Raw genomic sequence first — 20,227 nt, 5'->3', positions numbered from 1 at the left:
AGTCACAGTCAGCCAATAAACCTGACTGACTCATAATTCCCCCTTATATTCGGCTCTTATTAACTAAGATGAATACCTAGCCAAATAATGGCTAATGGCTAATGGCTAGCAAAGAATATCCAGGCTTTAACATCTAGTGATGTTAAAGCACAAGTTCAATAGCTATTTTGTCTATCTGGCCCAACATTTTCACTTGCCGCAAGCAAATATTGAAAACTAAATGATCGAAAATCATATCAAATGTTAATCGTGATAACTTTCAGTTCCAAAAATGTAAAACATCATATTCTAATTTTCTTTACTTTACATTGCTTTACCCTACAAGCTTGGATTTTTAACTAGAATAATCTCAACTTTGGCTGCGTAAGTAATCACTCATGAGATCATCCTATTTCCTCCTACCTCTGGCATTAATTATTGCGGGGGCATTTACCTTCAGTAGTCTGTCTGAAGCGAAGCGAGCCGACTCTAAAGATAGGCCTGTTCGAACTGTTCCTGTCGTTACTGGTCTTGTTGAGCAGCATGAACTGTCTCAGGCACTCTCGCTTATTGGTAAGTTAGATGCAGAACAATCTGTTTTCATCGCCCCGCAAATCACTGGCAAAATTAAATCAGTGCAAGTCAACACTGACCAAGAGATACAGCAAGGACAGATCTTAGTGCAGCTTGACGATGCTAAAGCCCAAGCAGCCCTCGCCGAAGCTGCAGCATATTTAGCCGATGAGAAGCGTAAGCTAAAAGAATTTCTTAAGTTAATTGATCAAAACGCGATTACTAAAACAGAAATTGACGCCCAAAAAGCCAGTGTCGATATGGCAGCAGCGCGCCTAGCCGCCGCGCAAGCCGATCTTGATTATCATTATTTAAGTGCACCATTTGCAGGAACTGCCGGCCTTATCGATTTTAGTCAGGGCAAGATGGTCAGTGCAGGTACTGAATTATTAACTCTTGATGACCTGTCGAGCATGCGCCTTGATCTTCAAGTACCTGAAAACTACTTATCACAACTAAGTATTGGTATGTCAGTGGTTGCCAAAAGCCGCGCTTGGCCTAAGCAAGAGTTTGTCGGCAAGGTTATCGCTATTGATTCCCGTGTTAACCAAGACACCTTAAACCTGCGCGTTCGCGTTCAGTTTAGTAATCCAAAGCACCAACTAAAACCAGGCATGTTGATGTCGGCAACTATGCTATTCCCAAGTGTGTCAGAGCCGGTGATTCCAGTACAAGCACTTGAGTACTCGGGGACTAACCGCTTCGTGTATGTAATTGGCGCAGACAATATTGCTAAGCGCACTAAAGTCACGCTAGGCGCGCGTATTAATGATGAAGTGTTAATCACCGACGGCATTAAAATTGGCGATAAAGTTGTCGTCCAAGGCCTTGTGAATATGCGCGATGGTCTACGTGTAGATGATTTAGCCGAGTCGGCTCTTGCTAAAAAACAAGCCAAGGCAGCGCAAGAAGAGCAACAAGCAAGAGGAAGCATCTAAATGTGGTTGTCTGATGTTTCAGTAAAACGCCCGGTTGTTGCCATCGTATTAAGCTTATTGCTGTGCGTATTTGGCATGGTCTCATTTAGCAAGCTCGCAGTACGCGAAATGCCTGATGTAGAAAGCCCTGTCGTTACCGTAATGACCACCTATTCTGGTGCTTCCGCCACCATTATGGAAAGCCAGATCACCACCGCACTAGAGTCGGAACTAACCGGTATTAGCGGTGTAGACCAAATCGAGTCTGTTACCCGAAATGGTATGTCGCGTATTACTGTGACCTTTCTAATTGGTTGGGATCTTACTGAAGGCGTCAGTGACGTGCGAGACGCGGTAGCAAGAGCCCAGCGCCGCCTACCTGATGAAGCCGACGATCCTGTGGTATCTAAAGATAATGGTACCGGCGAGCCTTCTGTTTATGTCAATCTAAGTTCATCGACTATGGATAGAACTCAGCTGACTGACTACGCTCAGCGCGTATTAGAAGACAGATTTAGCCTTATCTCTGGCGTTAGTAGCGTTGATATTTCTGGTGGCCTATACAAGGTAATGTATGTGCAGCTAAAGCCTGAACTCATGGCTGGCCGTAACGTGACCACCTCAGATATCGTTAATGTACTCAATAAAGAAAACGTTGAAACCCCTGGCGGCCAAGTCCGTAACGACACAACAGTAATGGCTGTGCGTACAGCGCGCCTTTATCAAAGCCCTGAAGACTTTAATTACTTAGTACTACGCACTGAAAGCGACGGTTCTCAAGTCTATTTAAAAGATGTGGCTAGCGTATTTATTGGCGCAGAGAACGAAAACTCTACCTTTAAAAGTAACGGCGTAGTTAACATCAGCCTGGGTATCGTAGCGCAATCAGATGCCAACCCACTGGAGGTGGCGCAAGACGTTCACAAAGAAGTCGATCTAATCCAAGACTTCTTACCAGATGGTACTAACTTGATTGTCGATTACGACTCAACAGTGTTTATCGACCGCTCTATTGATGAAGTCTTTAGCACCTTAGCCGTAACCGCATTGCTGGTAATTTTGGTGTTATACATCTTTATTGGTCAAGCCAGAGCCACCTTGATCCCTGCCGTTACTGTACCGGTATCCCTTATCTCGGCATTTATTGCTGCCAATGTCTTTGGGTATTCAATTAACCTACTCACCCTAATGGCGCTGATTTTATCTATCGGTTTGGTAGTGGATGACGCCATCGTTGTAGTCGAAAACATTTTCCACCATATCGAAAAGGGCGAGCCTCCGTTACTGGCGGCATACAATGGTACCCGAGAAGTTGGCTTTGCCGTTATAGCAACCACTGCGGTACTGGTGATGGTGTTCCTACCGATCTCGTTTATGGAAGGTATGGTTGGTCTACTGTTTACCGAGTTCTCTGTCATGCTGGCGGTTTCAGTGCTGTTCTCATCACTGATTGCACTGACATTGACCCCAGTGCTTGGCAGTAAAATTCTCAAGGCAAATGTGAAGCCAAACCGCTTTAATCTAATGGTCGATTGCGCCTTTAACCGCCTCGAAAATGGCTATCGAAAAATGGTCACTAAAGCGGTTAACTTACGTTTAGCCGCGCCTCTCGTTATTATCGCGTGTGTGCTTGGTAGTGGCTGGTTAATGCAGCAAGTTCCAGCTCAACTTGCACCGAGTGAAGACCGCGGGGTGATTTTTGCCTTTATCAAAGGCGCTGAAGGCACCAGTTACAACCGCATGGCCGCGAACATGGAGATCGCAGAAGATAAGCTAATGCCACTATTAGGCCAAGGCGTAGTAAAGTCGTTTAGTATTCAAGCCCCTGCCTTTGGCGGCCGCGCCGGCGACCAAACAGGTTTTGTGATCATTCAGCTAGAAGATTGGAACGACAGAACCGTTAATGCGCAGCAAGCATTAGGCGTTATCGCCAACGCGTTAAAAGGTATTCCTGATGTAATGGTGCGTCCTTTGCTACCAGGCTTTAGAGGCGGTTCAAGTGAGCCAGTGCAATTTGTACTGGGTGGTTCTGATTATCAAGAGCTATTTAAATGGGCCACAATGCTTGAAGAAGAAGCCCTATATAGCCCGATATTTGATAGCCCTGAAATTGACTATAAAGAGACTTCACCAGAGCTTGTGGTTACCGTTGATAAAGAGCGTGCAGCTCAGCTTGGCATTAGTGTTGCTGAAGTGTCAGAAACCTTAGAGATCATGCTTGGCGGACGCAGCGAAACCACCTTTGTTGAGCGTGGTGAAGAATACGATGTTTATCTGCGCGGCGACGAAGACAGCTTTAATAACGTTGCCGATCTTAGCCAGATTTATATGCGCTCAAATAAAGGCGAGCTCATCACCTTAGATACCATTACTCATATTGAAGAGGTGGCATCGGCGCTTAAACTTAGCCACAACAACAAGCAAAAGTCGATCACCCTAAAAGCTAACTTAGGCGAAGGCTACACCTTAGGTGAGGCGTTAGACTTCTTAGATCAAAAAGCGATTGAGATGCTGCCAAGTGACATAACAGTGGCTTACACTGGTGAGTCTAAAGACTTTAAAGAAAACCAAAGCAGCATCTTTATTGTGTTTGGTCTGGCTTTGCTCGTTGCCTACCTAGTGTTAGCGGCGCAGTTTGAAAGCTTTATTAACCCGTTAGTGGTGATGTTTACCGTACCTATGGGGGTATTTGGTGGTTTCTTAGGTTTGTATCTAACCGGCCAAGGCCTAAATATTTACAGCCAGATCGGCATGATCATGCTAATTGGTATGGTAACCAAGAACGGTATTCTTATCGTTGAATTTGCTAACCAGTTGCGCGATAAAGGCCTTGAGATTGAACAAGCGATTATTGATGCATCGACTCGTCGCTTACGCCCAATTTTGATGACGGCATTTACTACCCTAATTGGTGCAATCCCGCTGATTTTATCAACTGGTGCGGGCTCTGAAAGCCGTATATCTGTGGGTACTGTGGTGTTCTTTGGTATGGCTTTTGCCACCTTTGTAACTCTGTTAGTTATCCCAGCCATGTATCGCTTAATTTCAGTGGCAACCAAATCACCTGGTTTTGTTGAGTCACAGCTTAATCAAGCTATTAAGGAACACCAGCAAGTCTCTAACTGAAAATAGCATACCCAATTAAGGAGTCACCGCTCATTAGCAGTGGCTCCTTAACTTGCAAAAATAACCTGCTAAATTAACCTGCTTAGCAAGCCAATAATTCTCCGGCAACAATTGGCTAAACCTCCCTCCGTTAATACAATCTCTCCTATACTGATTGGTATAACACCCATGCAATTGGCTTCATCATTGTTGGTGTTTGCAATTGTTTGACTAACGCCATACCGCCCCGATGGCCAAGATTACATTCGTTGGAGGACTCCTATGCAGAAACCTGAGCCAAAAACTCTCGAGCCTATGCTGTATGAAACCTTTAATATCAATGGCCACTATATTACCGAGCGCCGCTCTAGCCTCGATAGACGGGTACAGCAGCAAACGAATCGAATAAACCTTTATGATCGCCGTCAAACTGACCAAAGACGCATACCTCATGTAGATCTATTTATTTAGTGCAAAATATTGAAAGCATCGGATTTAAGCAGTCGCTATTTTCACCTCGATGCAATAGTATTCTTTATGTTGCAGGCTTTAACGCTGACGCCTACCGATTTGCAAGCTAACTAAATGAGCATACAGTGAAAAAAATCGCCCTGTTTGTCGATGTACAGAACATCTATTACACCTGCCGCCAAGCCTATGGCAAACAATTCAATTACCGAAAACTCTGGCAACACTTAGGTTATGAAGGTGAAATTAGCCAGGCCAGCGCTTATGCGATCCATCGCGGCGATGATGGTCAGCTCAAGTTTCAAGATGCATTGAAACACATCGGCTTCGAGGTAAAACTGAAACCTTTTATCCAACGAAGTGATGGCTCAGCTAAGGGTGATTGGGATGTGGGGATCACTATCGACATCATGGAAGCGGCAAGCGAAGTCGATTGCGTTATTTTACTCTCCGGCGATGGCGACTTTGATCTGTTGATGCAAAGGATCCAGCAAAAGTATTGCGTGGAAACTCAGGTCTATGGCGTGCCGACATTAACCGCAAAATCACTGATTGATTCAGTAAACCAGTTCCACGAAATTGATGATAGCTTACTGCTTTAATAAGCCTTACTTAGCCTTACTTAGCCTTACTTAGCCTTAATAGATAGTCTAGATCCAAGCTAAAAAAGATAGGGCGCTCAGTTAGCGCCCCATCAGTAAAGGTTAAAAAACGATTAAATAAACGTCTCATGTCACTTCTAAATCTACTACCTAAACTTTCTACTTCTGAACCTACTACCTAAACCTGCTACTTCAGGCCATATAGCTGGTGTTTGTATCGTAAGGCCTGAGAATCCCAATCGAAACGTTGCATCCTTGCGTTGTGCTGCATGCCTTGCCAAGCTTGGCTAGCAAACATCGACAGCGCTTGTTCAAACTTGGTTAGCAGCGATAATCCCTGTGCCAGTAAATCCTCGCCCTCAAATACAAAGCCAGTTTCTAGATGGTGTACGGTATCTTTAAGACCGCCAATTCGGTTCACCAGACATAACTGCCCTTCTCGCATCGCCAACATCTGGCTTATGCCGCAGGGCTCGAATGAACTTGGCATTAAAAACAGCGAGCCAAGTTGATACAGCTGCTGAGACAGTTGCTCATCGTAACCATTTAAAAACACAAACTGCGGATACTTAGCAGCAATATCACTAAACTCTCTGGCAATAACCTCATCGCCACTCCCAAGTAACACAAACCGAGCATCAGCTTGCTGCTGAGCCAGTCTATCGAGCAGGGCTTCTAGTACTGTTTTCCCTCTAAGAGATACTTCAGCGATATCACTTGGGAAACGAGCCCTTAAAATCAGCACCTTTTGATCTGTCAGTCTGCCAACTGAAGTCATGATAAAGGGCAAACTCTGCTCTTCGTCCTTGATAGTCTCTTGCCACTGCCACAGCCTGTGCTTAGCAATAAAGTCCTGAGCTCTGACTTGAGTCTGACCCACCTGCCACGCAATGAGCTTTTCCTGTGCCAGTGCAATATGACCGTTAATCAGCTGTTGTCTGTTGCTTTCTGATGTCGGCTCGGAAAAATTCTTGCTTTCACCACTGTCATCTGGGTACATACAGCCATTTAATATGCCCACTAAAGCTTGCCCTTCAAGCCTATGAAGCAAATCTTGCTCTAGCCCCTCTCCCCCAAAGAAGCCTTTTTCTGCCTGCGAAGGCAATAACACCTCATCGGCATAACTTGGTGAAACAAGGTGCACTTTATCACTTAGCACTATGCCTGCGCGCATAGGATTAATGCAGTTTGGGTAACGAGGGTCACGAAAAAGATTAAGCTGCTCCTCACTAAGTTGTGCTAACAGTTCGGGATACCAAGCGGCAAACGATGATGCCTCATCGCGTATAGGCCGTATTCCCTGTAGTGCCAGATTGTGTATGCTGAACACGCAAGGCAGCGACTGTAAGAAAGCATAGTTAGCATCAAATGCCCGCAATACCGCAAACTGCGCCGTATGCCAATCATGTAGATGCACAATACTGGGCAAGGCTTTAAAAAACCTCGATTGCTCAATCCGTTTCTGCGCTATTCCTTGATTATTGACTGCTTGAGTATCACAACGTAACGCTTCGGCTACTGCCAGATTAAATAGCGCAAACTTAGTGGCATCTTCGGCAAATGGGCGGTTGGCATCTCCTTGTGAATAGGCGCCATAGCTGCCATTAAATAATGGGTGTTGAAACAGATAAAAGCTGCAGTTATCAAGTGTAGGATGCGCCGCTTGATACACCCCAACCTGATACACCTGACCAGTAAATTGCAACTGCACATCGCCAACCCAACTGGCATTGGCGGTATTGATTAAATCGCCAAAGCTGGGCATAGCAACATCGACAGCGACTCCCTGTTTAGCCATAGCAAGCGGAAGATCACGGATAACATCTGCCATACCGCCAACTTTAGCGCCAGCTATTGCACCATTCTCGGCTGCGAGCATTAACACCCTAGCGCGACTTTCCGATGCTAGGGCTTCGACATGGTTAACATTGCTCATAGGCTACTCATACCCTACCGGTAAGCCCAGCATGTCACGAGTGACTAAGACAATGCCCTTTTCAGACACCCTAAAGCCTTTCGCTTTATCATGCTCATGGTTATAACCAATCACAGTTCCCTCAGGAATGATGCAGCCTCTGTCGATAATCGCATTCTTAATTTTACAATTTCGTAGCACCACCACATCAGGCAAGATCACCGAGTCTTCTACGGTTGAATAAGAGCAAACTCGTACCTCATTAAACAACACACTGCGGCGCACGGTTGAGCCTGAGATAATACAGCCTCCAGAGATAATAGAATCAAGCGCCATGCCGCGACGGTCATCGTCATCAAATACAAATTTAGCGGGAGGCAACTGCTCTTGATAGGTCCAAATTGGCCACTTAGCATCATAAAGATTCAGTGCAGGAGTGGGTGATAACAACTCCATATTCGATTGCCAGAAAGAGTCCAGCGTCCCCACGTCACGCCAATAAGCCTCCTCGTTAGGAAAGGCGCTGCGAAAACGGTGAGCGTACACCTTATGCTCTTTGATAATGGCTGGAATAATATCCTTACCAAAGTCTCTATCTGAGTCTTCGTTTTGTGCATCTCGCTTTAATTGCTCAAACAAGAACTCAGTGTTAAACACATAGTTGCCCATCGAAGCTAAGCACATCTCAGGATCTTCTGGTAAGTGTTTAGGCAGTTCTGGCTTCTCTTCAAAGCCTAAAATGCGTTTAGTTTCATCGACCTCAACAACGCCAAATGCTCCAGCGGCTTCGGCAACGGGCACCTCTAAACAAGAGACGGTCATATCGGCGCCAGATTCTGCATGGGTTGCTAATAGGCCAGCATAATCCATGCGGTAAACATGATCGCCTGATAAAATCATCACGTACTTTGGCAATTCATGACGAATAATATCGATATTCTGAAACACTGCGTCAGCTGTGCCTTGGTACCAATTCTCTGAATATCGCTGCGATGCCGGCAAGATCTCAACCGACTCACCTAATTCTTTCTTGAAGTGGCCCCAGCCTCGCATCACGTGGCGGATCAATGAATGAGACTTATACTGCGTGACCACACCAATTCGACGGATCCCTGAATTAATACAGTTTGAAAGCGGGAAATCTATAATGCGAAACTTGCCTCCGAAATACAGAGATGGCTTAGCACGCCAATCTGTCAGCTCATGTAACCTTGAACCTCTTCCACCAGCAAGAATGATTGCATAGGTATCACGAGTTAAATTACTGATATAACGCGGGCTTGCTTTAGTCATTGAGGTTCGCTCCTTGAACACTGTCTTTAAAGTTAACTTTTACAAACAAATAGTTGGATTCATGCTTCACTGTTTTGGCCGCAATCTCGGTCTCAGCGACCCATCTTGTCAATTTCATTGCTATGCTCCCCAGATCTCATCGCGATAGCCTGCGATAGTGACATCACTTGAAAAGCGCCCACTTGCAGCCGTATTACGAATACTCATTTGAGTCCAACTGGTTGGGTTACGGTAGGCTTTAGCAACACTTTGTTGAGCCAGGCGAAATGATTCAAAGTCCGCCGCCGTCATCCAAGGGTCATCACAGCTGGTTATGGAGTCGACTATCGGGGAGAAAATACCGGGTTCGAGCAGGCTAAAGTGCCCACTGTTAATCAGCTCTAGGACTTGAGTTAATGCTGCTGAGTCATTGATAAATTGCTGTGGCTGATAATTTTGACGCTGTTCAACTACCTGCTGAGCATTTAAACCAAATAGGAAGAAGTTGTCCTCTCCCACCTCTTCTAGCATTTCAACATTGGCACCATCGAGCGTGCCTATGGTGATGGCACCATTCATCATAAACTTCATATTACCAGTGCCTGACGCCTCTTTGCCTGCCGTTGAGATCTGCTCAGAAAGATCCGTTGCTGGGCAGATTTTCTCCATCGCACTCACGTTGTAATTAGGCAAAAATGCAAAGCGGAGATACTTGGAAACTTCAGGATCTGAGTTCACCATATGGGCGACATTACTCGCCAGCTTGATCACTAACTTTGCCATGGCATAACCTGGTGCAGCCTTACCACCAATTAACACGCAGCGAGGCACGATATCGGCGGTATGACCTTGCTGGATCTGATGATAAAGATGGATAACATGCAGAATATTTAGCAGCTGACGCTTATATTCATGAATACGTTTGACCTGCACATCGAATAACATATCAACATCAAACTCAACGTCGCATTCAAGCTTTATCAGCTCAGCCAAAGCCGCTTTGTTTTGCTGTTTAACCAGCTGCCACTCTTTAATAAAGGCCATATCATCAGTAAACGCGTTTAATGCATTTAAATGACTCAAGTCTGTCACCCACTCATTACCCAGCCTTTTTCTTAACAGCTGTGCCAGCCCCGGGTTACAGTGCGCCAGCCAACGCCTTGGCGTGACGCCATTGGTTTTGTTATTGAACTTTTCTGGCCACATGGCATAAAAATCTTTGAATAGACCAGAGATAAGTAATTGACTGTGCAACCCCGCTACACCGTTAACTGAGAAGCTTGCCACTATGGCTAGATAGGCCATTCTCACATGGGGCTCGTTGCCCTCTTCGATAATCGACATTTGCGTAAGCTTTTGCGGCTCACCCGGCCAATGGTGTGCAACCTGCTCAAGATAGCGTGCGTTTATCTCGTAAATGATTTCTAAGATCCTCGGCAACATATGCCCCAGCATACGTACAGGCCAGCGCTCTAGTGCTTCGGGTAATAAAGTATGGTTGGTATAAGCCATGGTTTGCGTCACAACTTGCCAGGCGTCGTCCCATTCAAGGAAGTGCTCATCCACCAGCAAACGCATCAACTCTGGAATGGCAATACTAGGGTGCGTGTCGTTAAGTTGCATTACGTTGTATTTAGCAAACTCACTAAAGTCGTTGCCTTTACGTTGTACCCAGGTCCTTAGCAGATCTTGTAGGCTCGCTGAACTAAGAAAATACTGCTGACGCAGGCGCAGTTCTTTGCCATTTTCACTGACATCATTGGGGTAAAGCACCATAGTGATCTGCTCTGCCATGTTTTTAGTGGCCACCGCCTCGGCATAATCCCCTTGGTTAAACTCCTCTAAGTCAAAATCATCGGTGGCTTCTGACTTCCACAGTCTTAACGTATTTACCCGGCCATTCTGATAACCCGGAACGGGCATATCGTAAGCCACAGCCAGTACATCTTGTGTGCCAACCCACACCACATTCGTACGCCCATTCGGGTCTACATAGCTGCTGGTTTGGCCAAAAAAAGGCACAGTGACATTATGCTCGGCAACTCTAACTTCCCAAGGGTTGCCCTGCCTGAGCCAACGATCTGGGCGCTCGACTTGAAAGCCATCCACTAGTTTTTGTGCAAACATGCCGTACTCATAACGGATCCCATAACCTGTTACGCTAAGATCCAAACTGGCACAACTATCTAAAAAGCAGGCGGCCAAACGCCCTAAGCCACCATTTCCTAGCCCAGCGTCATGTTCTATTTGCTCAATATCTTCCAGTTCGACCGCATACTCTTGTAAGGTTTCCTTGGTCTCCTGCAGCATATCTAGGTTCATAATCGCGTTACCCATGGCTCTGCCCATCAAAAACTCAAGTGACAGATAAGCAACTTGCTTACGCTCAAATTGACAGTCTGCTTGCCGTGTTGCACGCCATGGCAATAGCATTTGTTCCTTCACACTCAGAGCCAGTGCCATAAATAGCTCTTGCTTATCATGTAAATCACGGCTTAAGCCATTACTCACGTTGCGCTGCATACAAGCTGCGAGGGTATTACAAGCATCTTGGCCCTTGGCTTTATCTGCTACATCAGCCTTTGTAGGCTTACTATTTACGCTGGTTTTCTTAGCTTTGGTACGAGCTTGGCTTTCCTTCACTGAAGCAGGTTTAACAGGTGTCGTCATGAAGTCACTCCTTGGTTTGGGCGTAAAACAACATTAAGCTTCTGTCTTGCAATACAATCGATTGTTGAGTTAAATCTGCAGCTGTTTCAGGGCTATTAATTTGCCCCGAATAAGTATCCACAAGTGGTCGCCAATGCCCGAATTCACTTAAGGTGGGGAAACTAAACTCCAAGGCTTGCTCATCTGTGTTAAGCATCAGCAGTAACGCTTGGCGCTGTCCCTTAAGCTCTTCAAGCTCACTGCAAAGCATCACGCTAAGGCTGCGTGTTTGTCCCTCAGTCCATAACTGTTTCGTCATAGATTCTGCTTGACGACAAAACCAACTCATACTTGGATTGTCATCAGTGTGCTCAATTGCCATGTTTGTAGCAGGGCCGCCATGACTGGTGTTATGACTTGCTCCATAACTCACGCTGCTCTGGGTTAGAACGTCTTTATGAATAAAATCTTTATGGCCCAGTAGAGGAAAACGTTTTCGCAGTGCAATTAGGCCTGTTGTGAATGCAAGCCGCTGCTGTTGCCAAGGTTGCAACTGCCAATTAAGCCAAGTCAAACAGTTATCTTGGCAATAAGCATTATTGTTTCCGCCTTGGCTATGACCCATTTCATCGCCACTGAGCAACATAGGAACGCCTTGAGAAAAGAGTAAGCAGCTAAGAAGATTACGAGCCTGTCTATTTCGAAGAGCTTGAATGCTAGCGTCATCAGTCTCTCCTTCAATGCCGTAGTTACAGCTGAAGTTTTCCTGATGTCCATCACGATTTTGTTCGCCATTATCTAGGTTATGTCGTTCGCTATAACTCACTAGATCTTGCAGGCTAAAGCCATCGTGGCTAGTGATAAAATTGATACTGGCAGCTGGACCACGTAAAGATCCTTCAAAAAGATCGCTAGAGCCATGAAAGCGCCGCGCAAATTCGGGTAATAAGCCAAGATCACCGCGCCAAAATCGTCTCAATGTGTCACGGTATCTATCGTTCCATTCACTCCAAAGTTGCGGGTAGCCACCGAGCTGGTATCCACCAGGGCCGATATCCCAAGGTTCAGCAATCAACTTTACTTGGCTGAGGATGGGATCTTGACTAATCGCATCGAAAAAACCGGCTCCCGGGTCAAAACCGTAGGGCTCGCGCCCGAGGCTACTGGCCAGATCGAAACGAAACCCATCAACTCCCATCACTTCAACCCAATATCGTAATGAGTCGAGCACCAATTGCAGCACTCGTGGGTGGCTGATGTCTAAGCTGTTACCACAGCCGGTATCGTTAATGTAAAAACGTTTATCATTGGACAGTAAACGGTAATAGCTGAGGTTATCTATTCCCTTAAAACTTAAGCTAGGTCCGAGATGATTGCCCTCTGCGCTATGGTTGTAAACCACATCGAGCAGCACTTCTATTCCCGCTTGATGAAGCTTGCTCACCATCTGCCGAAACTCATCGATATTGCCGCTGCCTTCATCGCAAAGATAATCTTGGTGGGGAGCAAAAAAACCTAAGCTGTTATAGCCCCAATAATTAGATAGCTGTTTTTCGGCTAGAAATGCTTCCGAGATAAAACTGTGCACAGGCATCAGCTCAACAGCAGTGATGCCAAGTGAACTTAGGTAGTCAATACTGGCATCATCAGCAAGCCCTAAAAAGCGCCCTCTGAGTGCTGGCGCTATCTGCTCATTTTGTTGGCTGAAACCTTTAACGTGTAGCTCATAGATGATGCTTTGCGGCATTTGAGTGCCACCGATTTTTGTAAGCTGCGAGGAGCAATGCTGCTGATTTAACCGACTCTTAGGTGAAACCAGCGGGGCAATGGGTTTTAAGTTGCCAATATCGACCACTTTGCATTTAGGCATGAACTCGCTGTTATCGCGCAGATCAAACGATAAGTCAGCGTCCTCACTGCCGCGGTAATAAGCATAATGACTATCATGCTCAATAAATTGACCAACCCACTGCTTGGCGTAAGGATCTAACAGCAGCTTATGCGGATTAAACCTATGCCCCATATTGGGCTCATATGGACCATCGACGCGATAGCCGTATATAAGTTCTTTATCAGCGACTTGTAGATAGATATGCCACACTTGATGGGTCTGTTGCTTTAGCGCTATTCGCTCAATTTCATGTTTGCCGGTTTGATCAAATAAACATAGCCACACCTGACTAGCGTGAGCCGAAAACAGGGCAAAGTTCACCCCGTTTTCATCGACTGTTGCGCCAAGCGGATAAGGAAAACCTTGATGCTGCAGCACTGTTATCGCTCTTTTATCTTGTGGTTTTCAGTGACCAAGGCTTGTGCCTCTATAGGCGACAGGACAAGACAAGCTAAAGGCGGCACCGTAATCATCGCGCTAAAAGGCAGGCCTTGATAGGCTTGCTCTTCTGCAATAATCACCCCCTGATTACCTACATTACTGCCACCATATAGCTCACTATCACTGTTCAGTAATTCTTTAAATGGTTTATTCAGCGGTAAGCCAATTCGAAAACCATGATGCACTTTAGGTGTCATATTAATAATAAAAATCAGCGGCGCTGTATCTACTTCACCTTGCCTGATAAAACTAAAAATACTCTGTTGTTCGTTATTACAGTCTAACCAGCTAAAACCGCTAGGCTCCCCATCTTTGAGCCACAACTGATCATGTTTCCGATACAAGTTATTAAGCTCTTTAACCCATGACTGCACCCCTTGGTGAGGGGCATACTCTAATAAGTGCCAGTCAAGACTCTTGGCATGGCTCCACTCATCTCTTTGGGCGAATTCATTACCCATAAACAATAGTTTTTTGCCCGGGTGGCCCCACATAAAACCGTAATAAGCTCTGAGCGTGGCTAACTTTTGCCAGTCATCGTTAGGGATTTTATGCAGCAGTGAACCTTTACCGTGCACCACTTCATCATGACTTAACGAGAGAATGAACTGTTCGGTATATTGATAAACCAGACTGAACGTCAGCTCTTGATGGTGAAACTGTCGATAAATAGGATCGCGCTTTAAATAGCCGATGCTGTCATTCATCCAACCCATGTTCCACTTAAAGCCAAAACCAAGGCTTTGTTCGCTGCTCGAGTCACTGTCCTGATGAGGAGCAGCAAACCTGTAGTCGTTTTCGAGCATATGGCTAACACCAGGCCAAGCGGTTGACTCTTCCGCGATCATGCAAACACCGGGAAATGCCTGATACAGACGCTGGTTTAGACTTTGTAAAAAACTAATTGCGGCTAAGTTCTCACGTCCACCATGGGCGTTAGGCAACCATTGCCCCGGCTCTCTGCTGTAATCGAGGTACAACATCGAAGAAACGGCATCTAGCCTTAAACCATCGAAATGGAATTCCTCAAGCCAGTAACAGGCATTGCTTAGAAGGTAGCTTTGCACCTCTCCGCGGCCATAGTTAAAAATCAGCGTATCCCAATCTGGGTGCTCTCCTTGGCGAGGATCATCATGCTCATATAAACAGGAGCCATCAAAGCGTGCTAAACCGTGCGGATCTTTAGGAAAGTGCGCCGCGACCCAGTCAAGGATAACCGCGACACCTGCTTGATGGCACGCATCTACAAACGCTTTAAGCCCTGCGGCATTGCCAAAACGGTATGTTGGCGCATACAGGCCCACAGGCTGATAACCCCAAGAACCATCGAACGGGTATTCACTCACAGGCATCAACTGCAGATGAGTAAATCCCATCTCCACCACATAAGGAATAAGTTCATCGATCAGATCTTGATAGTTTAGGTAGTGCTCTCCAGTATCGCCTTTGCGTCGCCATGAAGCTAAATGCACTTCATAGATAGACATAGGAGCCTGATGCCACTTTACTTTTGCACGCTGCTGCATCCAGTGATTATCTTGCCACTGATGTGCAGCCTGCTGCGGGATAAGCGAAGCATTACAAGGCGCATCTTGCATCGACTTAGCATAAGGGTCAGATTTTTCGAGTCGCTCACCATTTTGAGTGATAATTTCGAACTTATAGTGCTGACCCTCTGTGGCATTTGGAACAAATATCTCCCACATACCATTTGCTAAATGTTGACGCATAACATGGGCGCCACCATCCCAGAAATTAAAATCGCCAAGTAACGAAACCCGTTTAGCATTGGGAGCCCAAACACAAAAATGCACACCATTGACGCCTAAATGCTCGCGCCAATTGGCGCCCAAAAAACCATAGGCCTGTTGCTGACGCCCCTCACCAAACAGGTAGAGATCATCATCAGACAGTAGACTCTCAAATTGATATGGGTCGATGATCTCCCGTTCACTCAACGGATATTCAACTCTTAATTTATACAGAAAAGGTTTTACTCTTCTGCCCATCATCCCGCTGAATAATCCCTCTTCGTTATGCTTATTGAGACTAGCAACTTTACGTCCCGTTTTTAGACATAGCACATCAACCGCTAACGCTCCCCGCAAGAAACACCGTACGCTCAAGGCTTTGCCTTGATTAACAAGGTGCATGCCGAGCAAACCAAAAACATCGACGTATTCACTGTTTAACAAGGCGACATCTACGCCATTTTGAAATTCGGGAGCATTATTAGTCATCGTGATTTAATCCATTAAGTTAACGGGCAACTGCCGAGCTAATGTCACTAGCGTGACCGCTCGATTGATTAACAGGGGATAAGTTAGCGCTCTGTTTTGCTTGTCTTGCGCGATCAACTCGCTTAAGCAAGGCATCAATAGCTGCGCTACTCTCTAGCTCTTCAAGGGGTAAAGGTAAGCGGCGTCGCCAGTTAGGGTACTGTTTCCAGGTTCCAGGAAGGTTAATACTGTGATGGTCTTGCATAAGATCGCAAAGCTGAACACTGAACAATTTAGATGCTGAGCTCGCAGCGACCTCAAGCCAAGCCGTTAGTAAGCAATCAAACCTAAGTTCCTGCTTCTTATGGTTCTGTAACTCATCGATTGAAAGGCCACCAGCCTCATAAAGCCACTCAATAAGCTGATGCTTTTCATACGCTCGCTGCTGCAATGCATTACTTAACGCCTCATCGGTTTCAATCAATAACAACTCTTTACGCAAATGCAGATCATCGGCTTGCCACCAGGACTTAAGCGTTGGCACATCATGGTTGGCCAGCATCATCAAACTGTGAGGCTTATGCTCGCTTGTTGCTACAAACTTGCCTAACTGTTTAGTGAAGTAGAACACTTGATTGGATAGAATTTTGCTACGATTAATAGCCTGCTCAATCTCTGCTGGGACCAAACCTAAATCTTCGCCAATCACTAAGCATTGAGCCCGATGACTCTCTATCGATAAAATGGCCATAAGGCTATCAAGTGGATAATACACATAGGCCCCATTTCCGAGAGCCTTATCTTTTGGTAACCACCACAACCTGAGTAGCGACATCACATGATCGATTCTCAATGCACCGCAGCTACGCATGTTAGTTCGAAGCAATTTAATAAAATGCTTAAAGCCCGTTTGCTCTAGTGCGATAGGATCCATTGGCGCAAGTCCCCAGTTTTGCCCTTGTGGTGCAAAAAAATCAGCGGGCGCGCCTATGTAGGCATCACGACAAAAAAGCTCCTTAGCGCTTTCAACTTCAATACTGCTGGCATTGGTCCCGACGGCAAGATCTCTTACTAGGCCTATCTCCATGCCAAGCTGCTTAGCTAACAGTTGGCATGCCTGTAATTGCTGCTGTGCAATAAACTGCAAATAAGCAAAAAAGCGTTCGTCTAAAGCTAAACCTATTGGCTCTTTTGCAAACATCTGACTTGCGGCGTGTAGCTGTTTGCGGCAAAACAACGAGAAATCAGGTTCTTGGGCAGCGATAAATGACTCTAGCTCTTCAACGGCTTGAGACTCGTGTATTAACGCTTGTTGGCAAAAAATCTCATAGAGTCGCTGTAATAGTCGGTACTTAATCCGAGTGATTTCAGGGTAATTGAGCCAATTTGTTTGCTGTAGCTGCTGCTTATCGAGCTGGACTTGCTCTCGCTCTATTGCGGTAAGACTCAATTGCCACAGCTGGTATTCGGGTAAGGACTCGACATCGATATAAAGCGGGTTAATTCTGCGCCTATCGGACGGACTGTATGGGCTAGCTTCTTCGGGGTGTTCCAGATCTAGCGCGTGTAGAGGGTTGAGTAAAACAAAATCAGCACCTTTGCTAGCAACGATTTTTAGTAAAGCTTGCAGATCTGCAAAATCCCCAATCCCCCATTGCTGCTGACTCTGCAAGCTATAGAGTTGAAGGCTCACTCCCCAGCAGCGCTTTTTAACCTCTTTCGCCACGTTATCAGTCAGGCCTGCTCCTTGATAGCTAACCTCTGGTGCTAACAACCAAATTCCATCAGCCTTAATATCTATAGTGGGCAAATTCACACAAACCTGATGGTAGCCTAGCGTTAACCCATTTGACGTGTTTAACCCATTTGACTTAGTTAACGCCTGTTTTACAGTGAAGTATTGCGCTGCAGGCAACCTCTGTAGATGCTGAGTTTGGTTATCTAAATTCAGTATAGTGCCACTACAAATAAGCTCTACAACTTCAGCAGTAAGGCTTAACTCGTAGCGTAAATAAGTCTGGTCACCTATCCCATAGTTGCCAGTCACTCTGACAAATGGATTTTCAGCAGCCAAAAATTCAATTTTACAATATGAACCGGACTCCAATTGAAGCTCTATCTCGACGCAACCAGAGTAATCTGCGGGTACTTGAAAGCTGATTTTAGGCTCAACATTGTTGCTATGCTGGAAATGCGCCACGGGTTGAGTCCAAGGATCTGCATCTAATTGATAGATACGTTTATCAATCCAAGTATTAGTGGCGTTGTAGGCATCGTTTTGTTGTGAGTGACAAGCATCAAAAGACAGATCTGGAGCCGTCTGCGTGAGCATCGCCTGTAAAACCCCGTTTCTGTCTTGTTGCGGGATCTGCACATTCACGCCATCACTGTTGATGAACTCTGCGCCAACCCCCTGTAGATACAGCAATTTACTCAGCACAACATCGCCATCCTCTATCACTTTAAATTCACTGGGCTATCAGCTACAGCCGCAATCAACAAACGCACATTCGACCAACCAGACTCTCAATTGAGCCGTTAGCATGGCGCTTGTAAATAACAGTTTGAAGATGGATTTATGACGTATAAATGACAGTGATATTGATCAATTTAAGATCAAGAGAGCAGTAGAAGCACAACATAAAGCTGCAAAAATAAATAACGATTAAGCTCCTTGAGTATGACTCAATACTTCTATGTAGCTAAAGAGTCAGCAATTAATGAGTCAGACTGGGTAATTAAGCGCATTTGATGTCATAAAATTACAAGTTCGGGAAGATGGATCCAACTTTCGATTTAATTCTCGCCAAACCCTGCCGATTATTAGAGACTGATCACACCTTTATTGCACTGGTGTTGGTACTTTAATTACCAGAAAAGATAACAACTTTTAACATTAAGCGTAATAGGTGATTCTTATGGCTGCTAAATTTTTTATCCCATCTGTCAATATCTTAGGTCAAGATGCTGTGACTGAAGCCATTGGTGACATCAAGTCACTCGGCTTTAAAAATGCACTAATTGTTACTGACAAGCCTCTGGTTGAAATTGGTCTGGTTGCTCAAGTCACAGACAAGTTAGCCAGCAATGATATCCGCTCTGTCATCTTCGATGGCGTGCAACCAAACCCAACGGTTGGCAATGTCGAAGCCGGTCTTGAGATCTTAACCGCTAACAACTGTGACTTTGTCATCTCTTTAGGTGGCGGCTCACCCCATGACTGCGCTAAAGGCATTGCACTGGTTGCCACTAACGGCGGCAGCATTAAAGATTACGAAGGTTTAGATGTATCAACTAAGCCACAACTACCGCTGGTTGCCATTAACACCACTGCGGGCACCGCCAGTGAAATGACTCGTTTTTGTATCATTACCGATGAAGCTCGCCATATTAAGATGGCTATTGTCGACAAGAACACTACGCCAATTTTATCAGTGAATGACCCAGAGCTCATGCTGCTTAAACCTGCAGGATTGACTGCTGCAACGGGTATGGATGCACTGACTCATGCTATCGAAGCCTATGTGTCTATCGCGGCGAACCCAATCACAGATGCATGCGCAATTAAGGCCATTGAGCTTATTCAGGGTAACTTAGTCGAAGCGGTTGAGAATGGCCAAAGCATTGAAGCTCGTGACCAAATGGCCTACGCCCAGTTCCTTGCGGGTATGGCATTTAACAATGCAAGCCTAGGCTATGTTCATGCGATGGCCCACCAGCTAGGTGGTTTTTACGACCTACCCCATGGCGTGTGTAACGCATTGTTGTTACCGCATGTTCAAGCTTATAACGCCCAAGTGGTTCCTGGTCGCCTAAAGGATGTTGCTAAAGCCATGGGCGTTGATGTGGCTGCAATGACTGATGAGCAAGGTGCGACAGCGGCTATTACTGCGATTAAGCAACTATCTGTTGCGGTGAATATTCCTGAGAACCTCACCAAACTGGGTGTAAAAGCTGAAGATATTCCAACGCTTGCGGATAATGCACTTAAAGATGCTTGTGGTTTCACTAACCCTAAGCAAGCAACTCATGAAGAGATCTGTCAAATCTTCACTAACGCGCTTTAACTAAAGCAGTTTAACTAAAGCACTTAACTAAGTTAAGGCTGTTAATTAAAGCCATAGAGACATAGTCGCTTAGTCACAACCGCGTGACAATAGACTCTAATGGTAAGTAAGACTTGAAAGGTAGCGAGC

The 20,227-nt window shown here is 45.6% G+C and carries 12 protein-coding genes; 5 read left to right on the top strand and 7 right to left on the bottom strand.

What is annotated here, in order from left to right:
- Positions 1-377 precede the first annotated feature (377 nt).
- From K5Q73_RS05635 to K5Q73_RS05620, 4 genes are all read left to right on the top strand, one after another.
- On the top strand, positions 378-1,490 hold the full coding sequence (locus K5Q73_RS05635) for an efflux RND transporter periplasmic adaptor subunit (protein WP_220759847.1): 1,113 nt from the start codon (positions 378-380) through the stop codon (positions 1,488-1,490).
- The gene (locus K5Q73_RS05630) at positions 1,491-4,595 is read left to right on the top strand and encodes a multidrug efflux RND transporter permease subunit (protein ID WP_220759845.1); all 3,105 of its coding nucleotides are present in this window, start codon (positions 1,491-1,493) and stop codon (positions 4,593-4,595) included. It abuts the gene before it with no gap.
- 261 nt (positions 4,596-4,856) lie between these two features.
- Positions 4,857-5,045 carry a hypothetical protein gene (locus tag K5Q73_RS05625; protein WP_220759843.1) on the top strand — a complete coding sequence of 63 codons (189 nt, stop codon included), beginning with the start codon at positions 4,857-4,859 and terminating at the stop codon, positions 5,043-5,045.
- Positions 5,046-5,170: 125 nt separating this feature from the next.
- Positions 5,171-5,644, top strand: a complete 474-nt coding sequence (locus K5Q73_RS05620; protein ID WP_220759842.1) for an NYN domain-containing protein — start codon at positions 5,171-5,173, stop codon at positions 5,642-5,644.
- A 187-nt stretch (positions 5,645-5,831) separates the two neighbouring features.
- Here K5Q73_RS05620 and K5Q73_RS05615 read toward each other — a convergent pair whose 3' ends face one another.
- Genes K5Q73_RS05615 through malQ form a run of 7 tightly spaced genes read right to left on the bottom strand, consistent with a single transcriptional unit; the run spans position 5,832 to position 18,471 of the window.
- Positions 5,832-7,580, bottom strand: a complete 1,749-nt coding sequence (locus K5Q73_RS05615; protein ID WP_259650716.1) for a glycogen synthase — start codon at positions 7,578-7,580, stop codon at positions 5,832-5,834.
- Positions 7,581-7,583: 3 nt separating this feature from the next.
- Positions 7,584-8,852 (bottom strand): glucose-1-phosphate adenylyltransferase, encoded by a 1,269-nt coding sequence (glgC, locus tag K5Q73_RS05610; RefSeq protein ID WP_220759840.1) that lies wholly within the window; start codon positions 8,850-8,852, stop codon positions 7,584-7,586.
- Positions 8,845-8,970 carry a hypothetical protein gene (locus K5Q73_RS21570; RefSeq protein WP_259650715.1) on the bottom strand — a complete coding sequence of 42 codons (126 nt, stop codon included), beginning with the start codon at positions 8,968-8,970 and terminating at the stop codon, positions 8,845-8,847. The genes glgC and K5Q73_RS21570 overlap by 8 nt, the downstream gene beginning before the upstream one ends.
- 2 nt (positions 8,971-8,972) lie before the next feature.
- On the bottom strand, positions 8,973-11,501 hold the full coding sequence (locus K5Q73_RS05605) for a glycogen/starch/alpha-glucan phosphorylase (RefSeq protein ID WP_220759838.1): 2,529 nt from the start codon (positions 11,499-11,501) through the stop codon (positions 8,973-8,975).
- 4 nt (positions 11,502-11,505) lie between these two features.
- Entirely contained in the window at positions 11,506-13,749 is a 2,244-nt protein-coding gene (glgX, locus tag K5Q73_RS05600; protein WP_259650714.1) for a glycogen debranching protein GlgX, read from the bottom strand.
- A 2-nt stretch (positions 13,750-13,751) separates the two neighbouring features.
- Entirely contained in the window at positions 13,752-16,052 is a 2,301-nt protein-coding gene (glgB, locus tag K5Q73_RS05595; RefSeq protein ID WP_220759837.1) for a 1,4-alpha-glucan branching protein GlgB, read from the bottom strand.
- Positions 16,053-16,071: 19 nt separating this feature from the next.
- Positions 16,072-18,471, bottom strand: coding sequence for a 4-alpha-glucanotransferase (gene malQ / locus K5Q73_RS05590; RefSeq protein WP_220759835.1), 2,400 nt, complete (start codon positions 18,469-18,471; stop codon positions 16,072-16,074).
- A 478-nt stretch (positions 18,472-18,949) separates the two neighbouring features.
- Here malQ and yiaY point away from each other — a divergent pair, with 478 nt between their 5' ends.
- Positions 18,950-20,098, top strand: a complete 1,149-nt coding sequence (gene yiaY / locus K5Q73_RS05585; RefSeq protein ID WP_220759832.1) for an L-threonine dehydrogenase — start codon at positions 18,950-18,952, stop codon at positions 20,096-20,098.
- Positions 20,099-20,227: the final 129 nt, after the last annotated feature.

It is taken from the genome of Shewanella sp. MBTL60-112-B2 (assembly GCF_019655055.1).
Taxonomy (GTDB): Bacteria; Pseudomonadota; Gammaproteobacteria; order Enterobacterales; family Shewanellaceae; genus Shewanella.
The sequence above is the reverse complement of the archived record's forward strand: the minus strand, read 5'-3'. Positions and strand labels throughout refer to the sequence as shown.

Bases quoted from the DNA above. Each gene is read 5' to 3' on its own strand.
- K5Q73_RS05625 (WP_220759843.1), top strand. From the start codon at position 4,857: ATGCAGAAACCTGAGCCAAAAACTCTCGAGCCTATGCTGTATGAAACC.
- K5Q73_RS05605 (WP_220759838.1), bottom strand. From the start codon at position 11,501: ATGACGACACCTGTTAAACCTGCTTCAGTGAAGGAAAGCCAAGCTCGT.
- K5Q73_RS05630 (WP_220759845.1), top strand. From the start codon at position 1,491: ATGTGGTTGTCTGATGTTTCAGTAAAACGCCCGGTTGTTGCCATCGTA.
- K5Q73_RS05615 (WP_259650716.1), bottom strand. From the start codon at position 7,580: ATGAGCAATGTTAACCATGTCGAAGCCCTAGCATCGGAAAGTCGCGCT.
- K5Q73_RS05635 (WP_220759847.1), top strand. From the start codon at position 378: ATGAGATCATCCTATTTCCTCCTACCTCTGGCATTAATTATTGCGGGG.
- K5Q73_RS21570 (WP_259650715.1), bottom strand. From the start codon at position 8,970: ATGAAATTGACAAGATGGGTCGCTGAGACCGAGATTGCGGCCAAAACA.
- glgB (WP_220759837.1), bottom strand. From the start codon at position 16,052: ATGACTAATAATGCTCCCGAATTTCAAAATGGCGTAGATGTCGCCTTG.
- yiaY (WP_220759832.1), top strand. From the start codon at position 18,950: ATGGCTGCTAAATTTTTTATCCCATCTGTCAATATCTTAGGTCAAGAT.
- glgC (WP_220759840.1), bottom strand. From the start codon at position 8,852: ATGACTAAAGCAAGCCCGCGTTATATCAGTAATTTAACTCGTGATACC.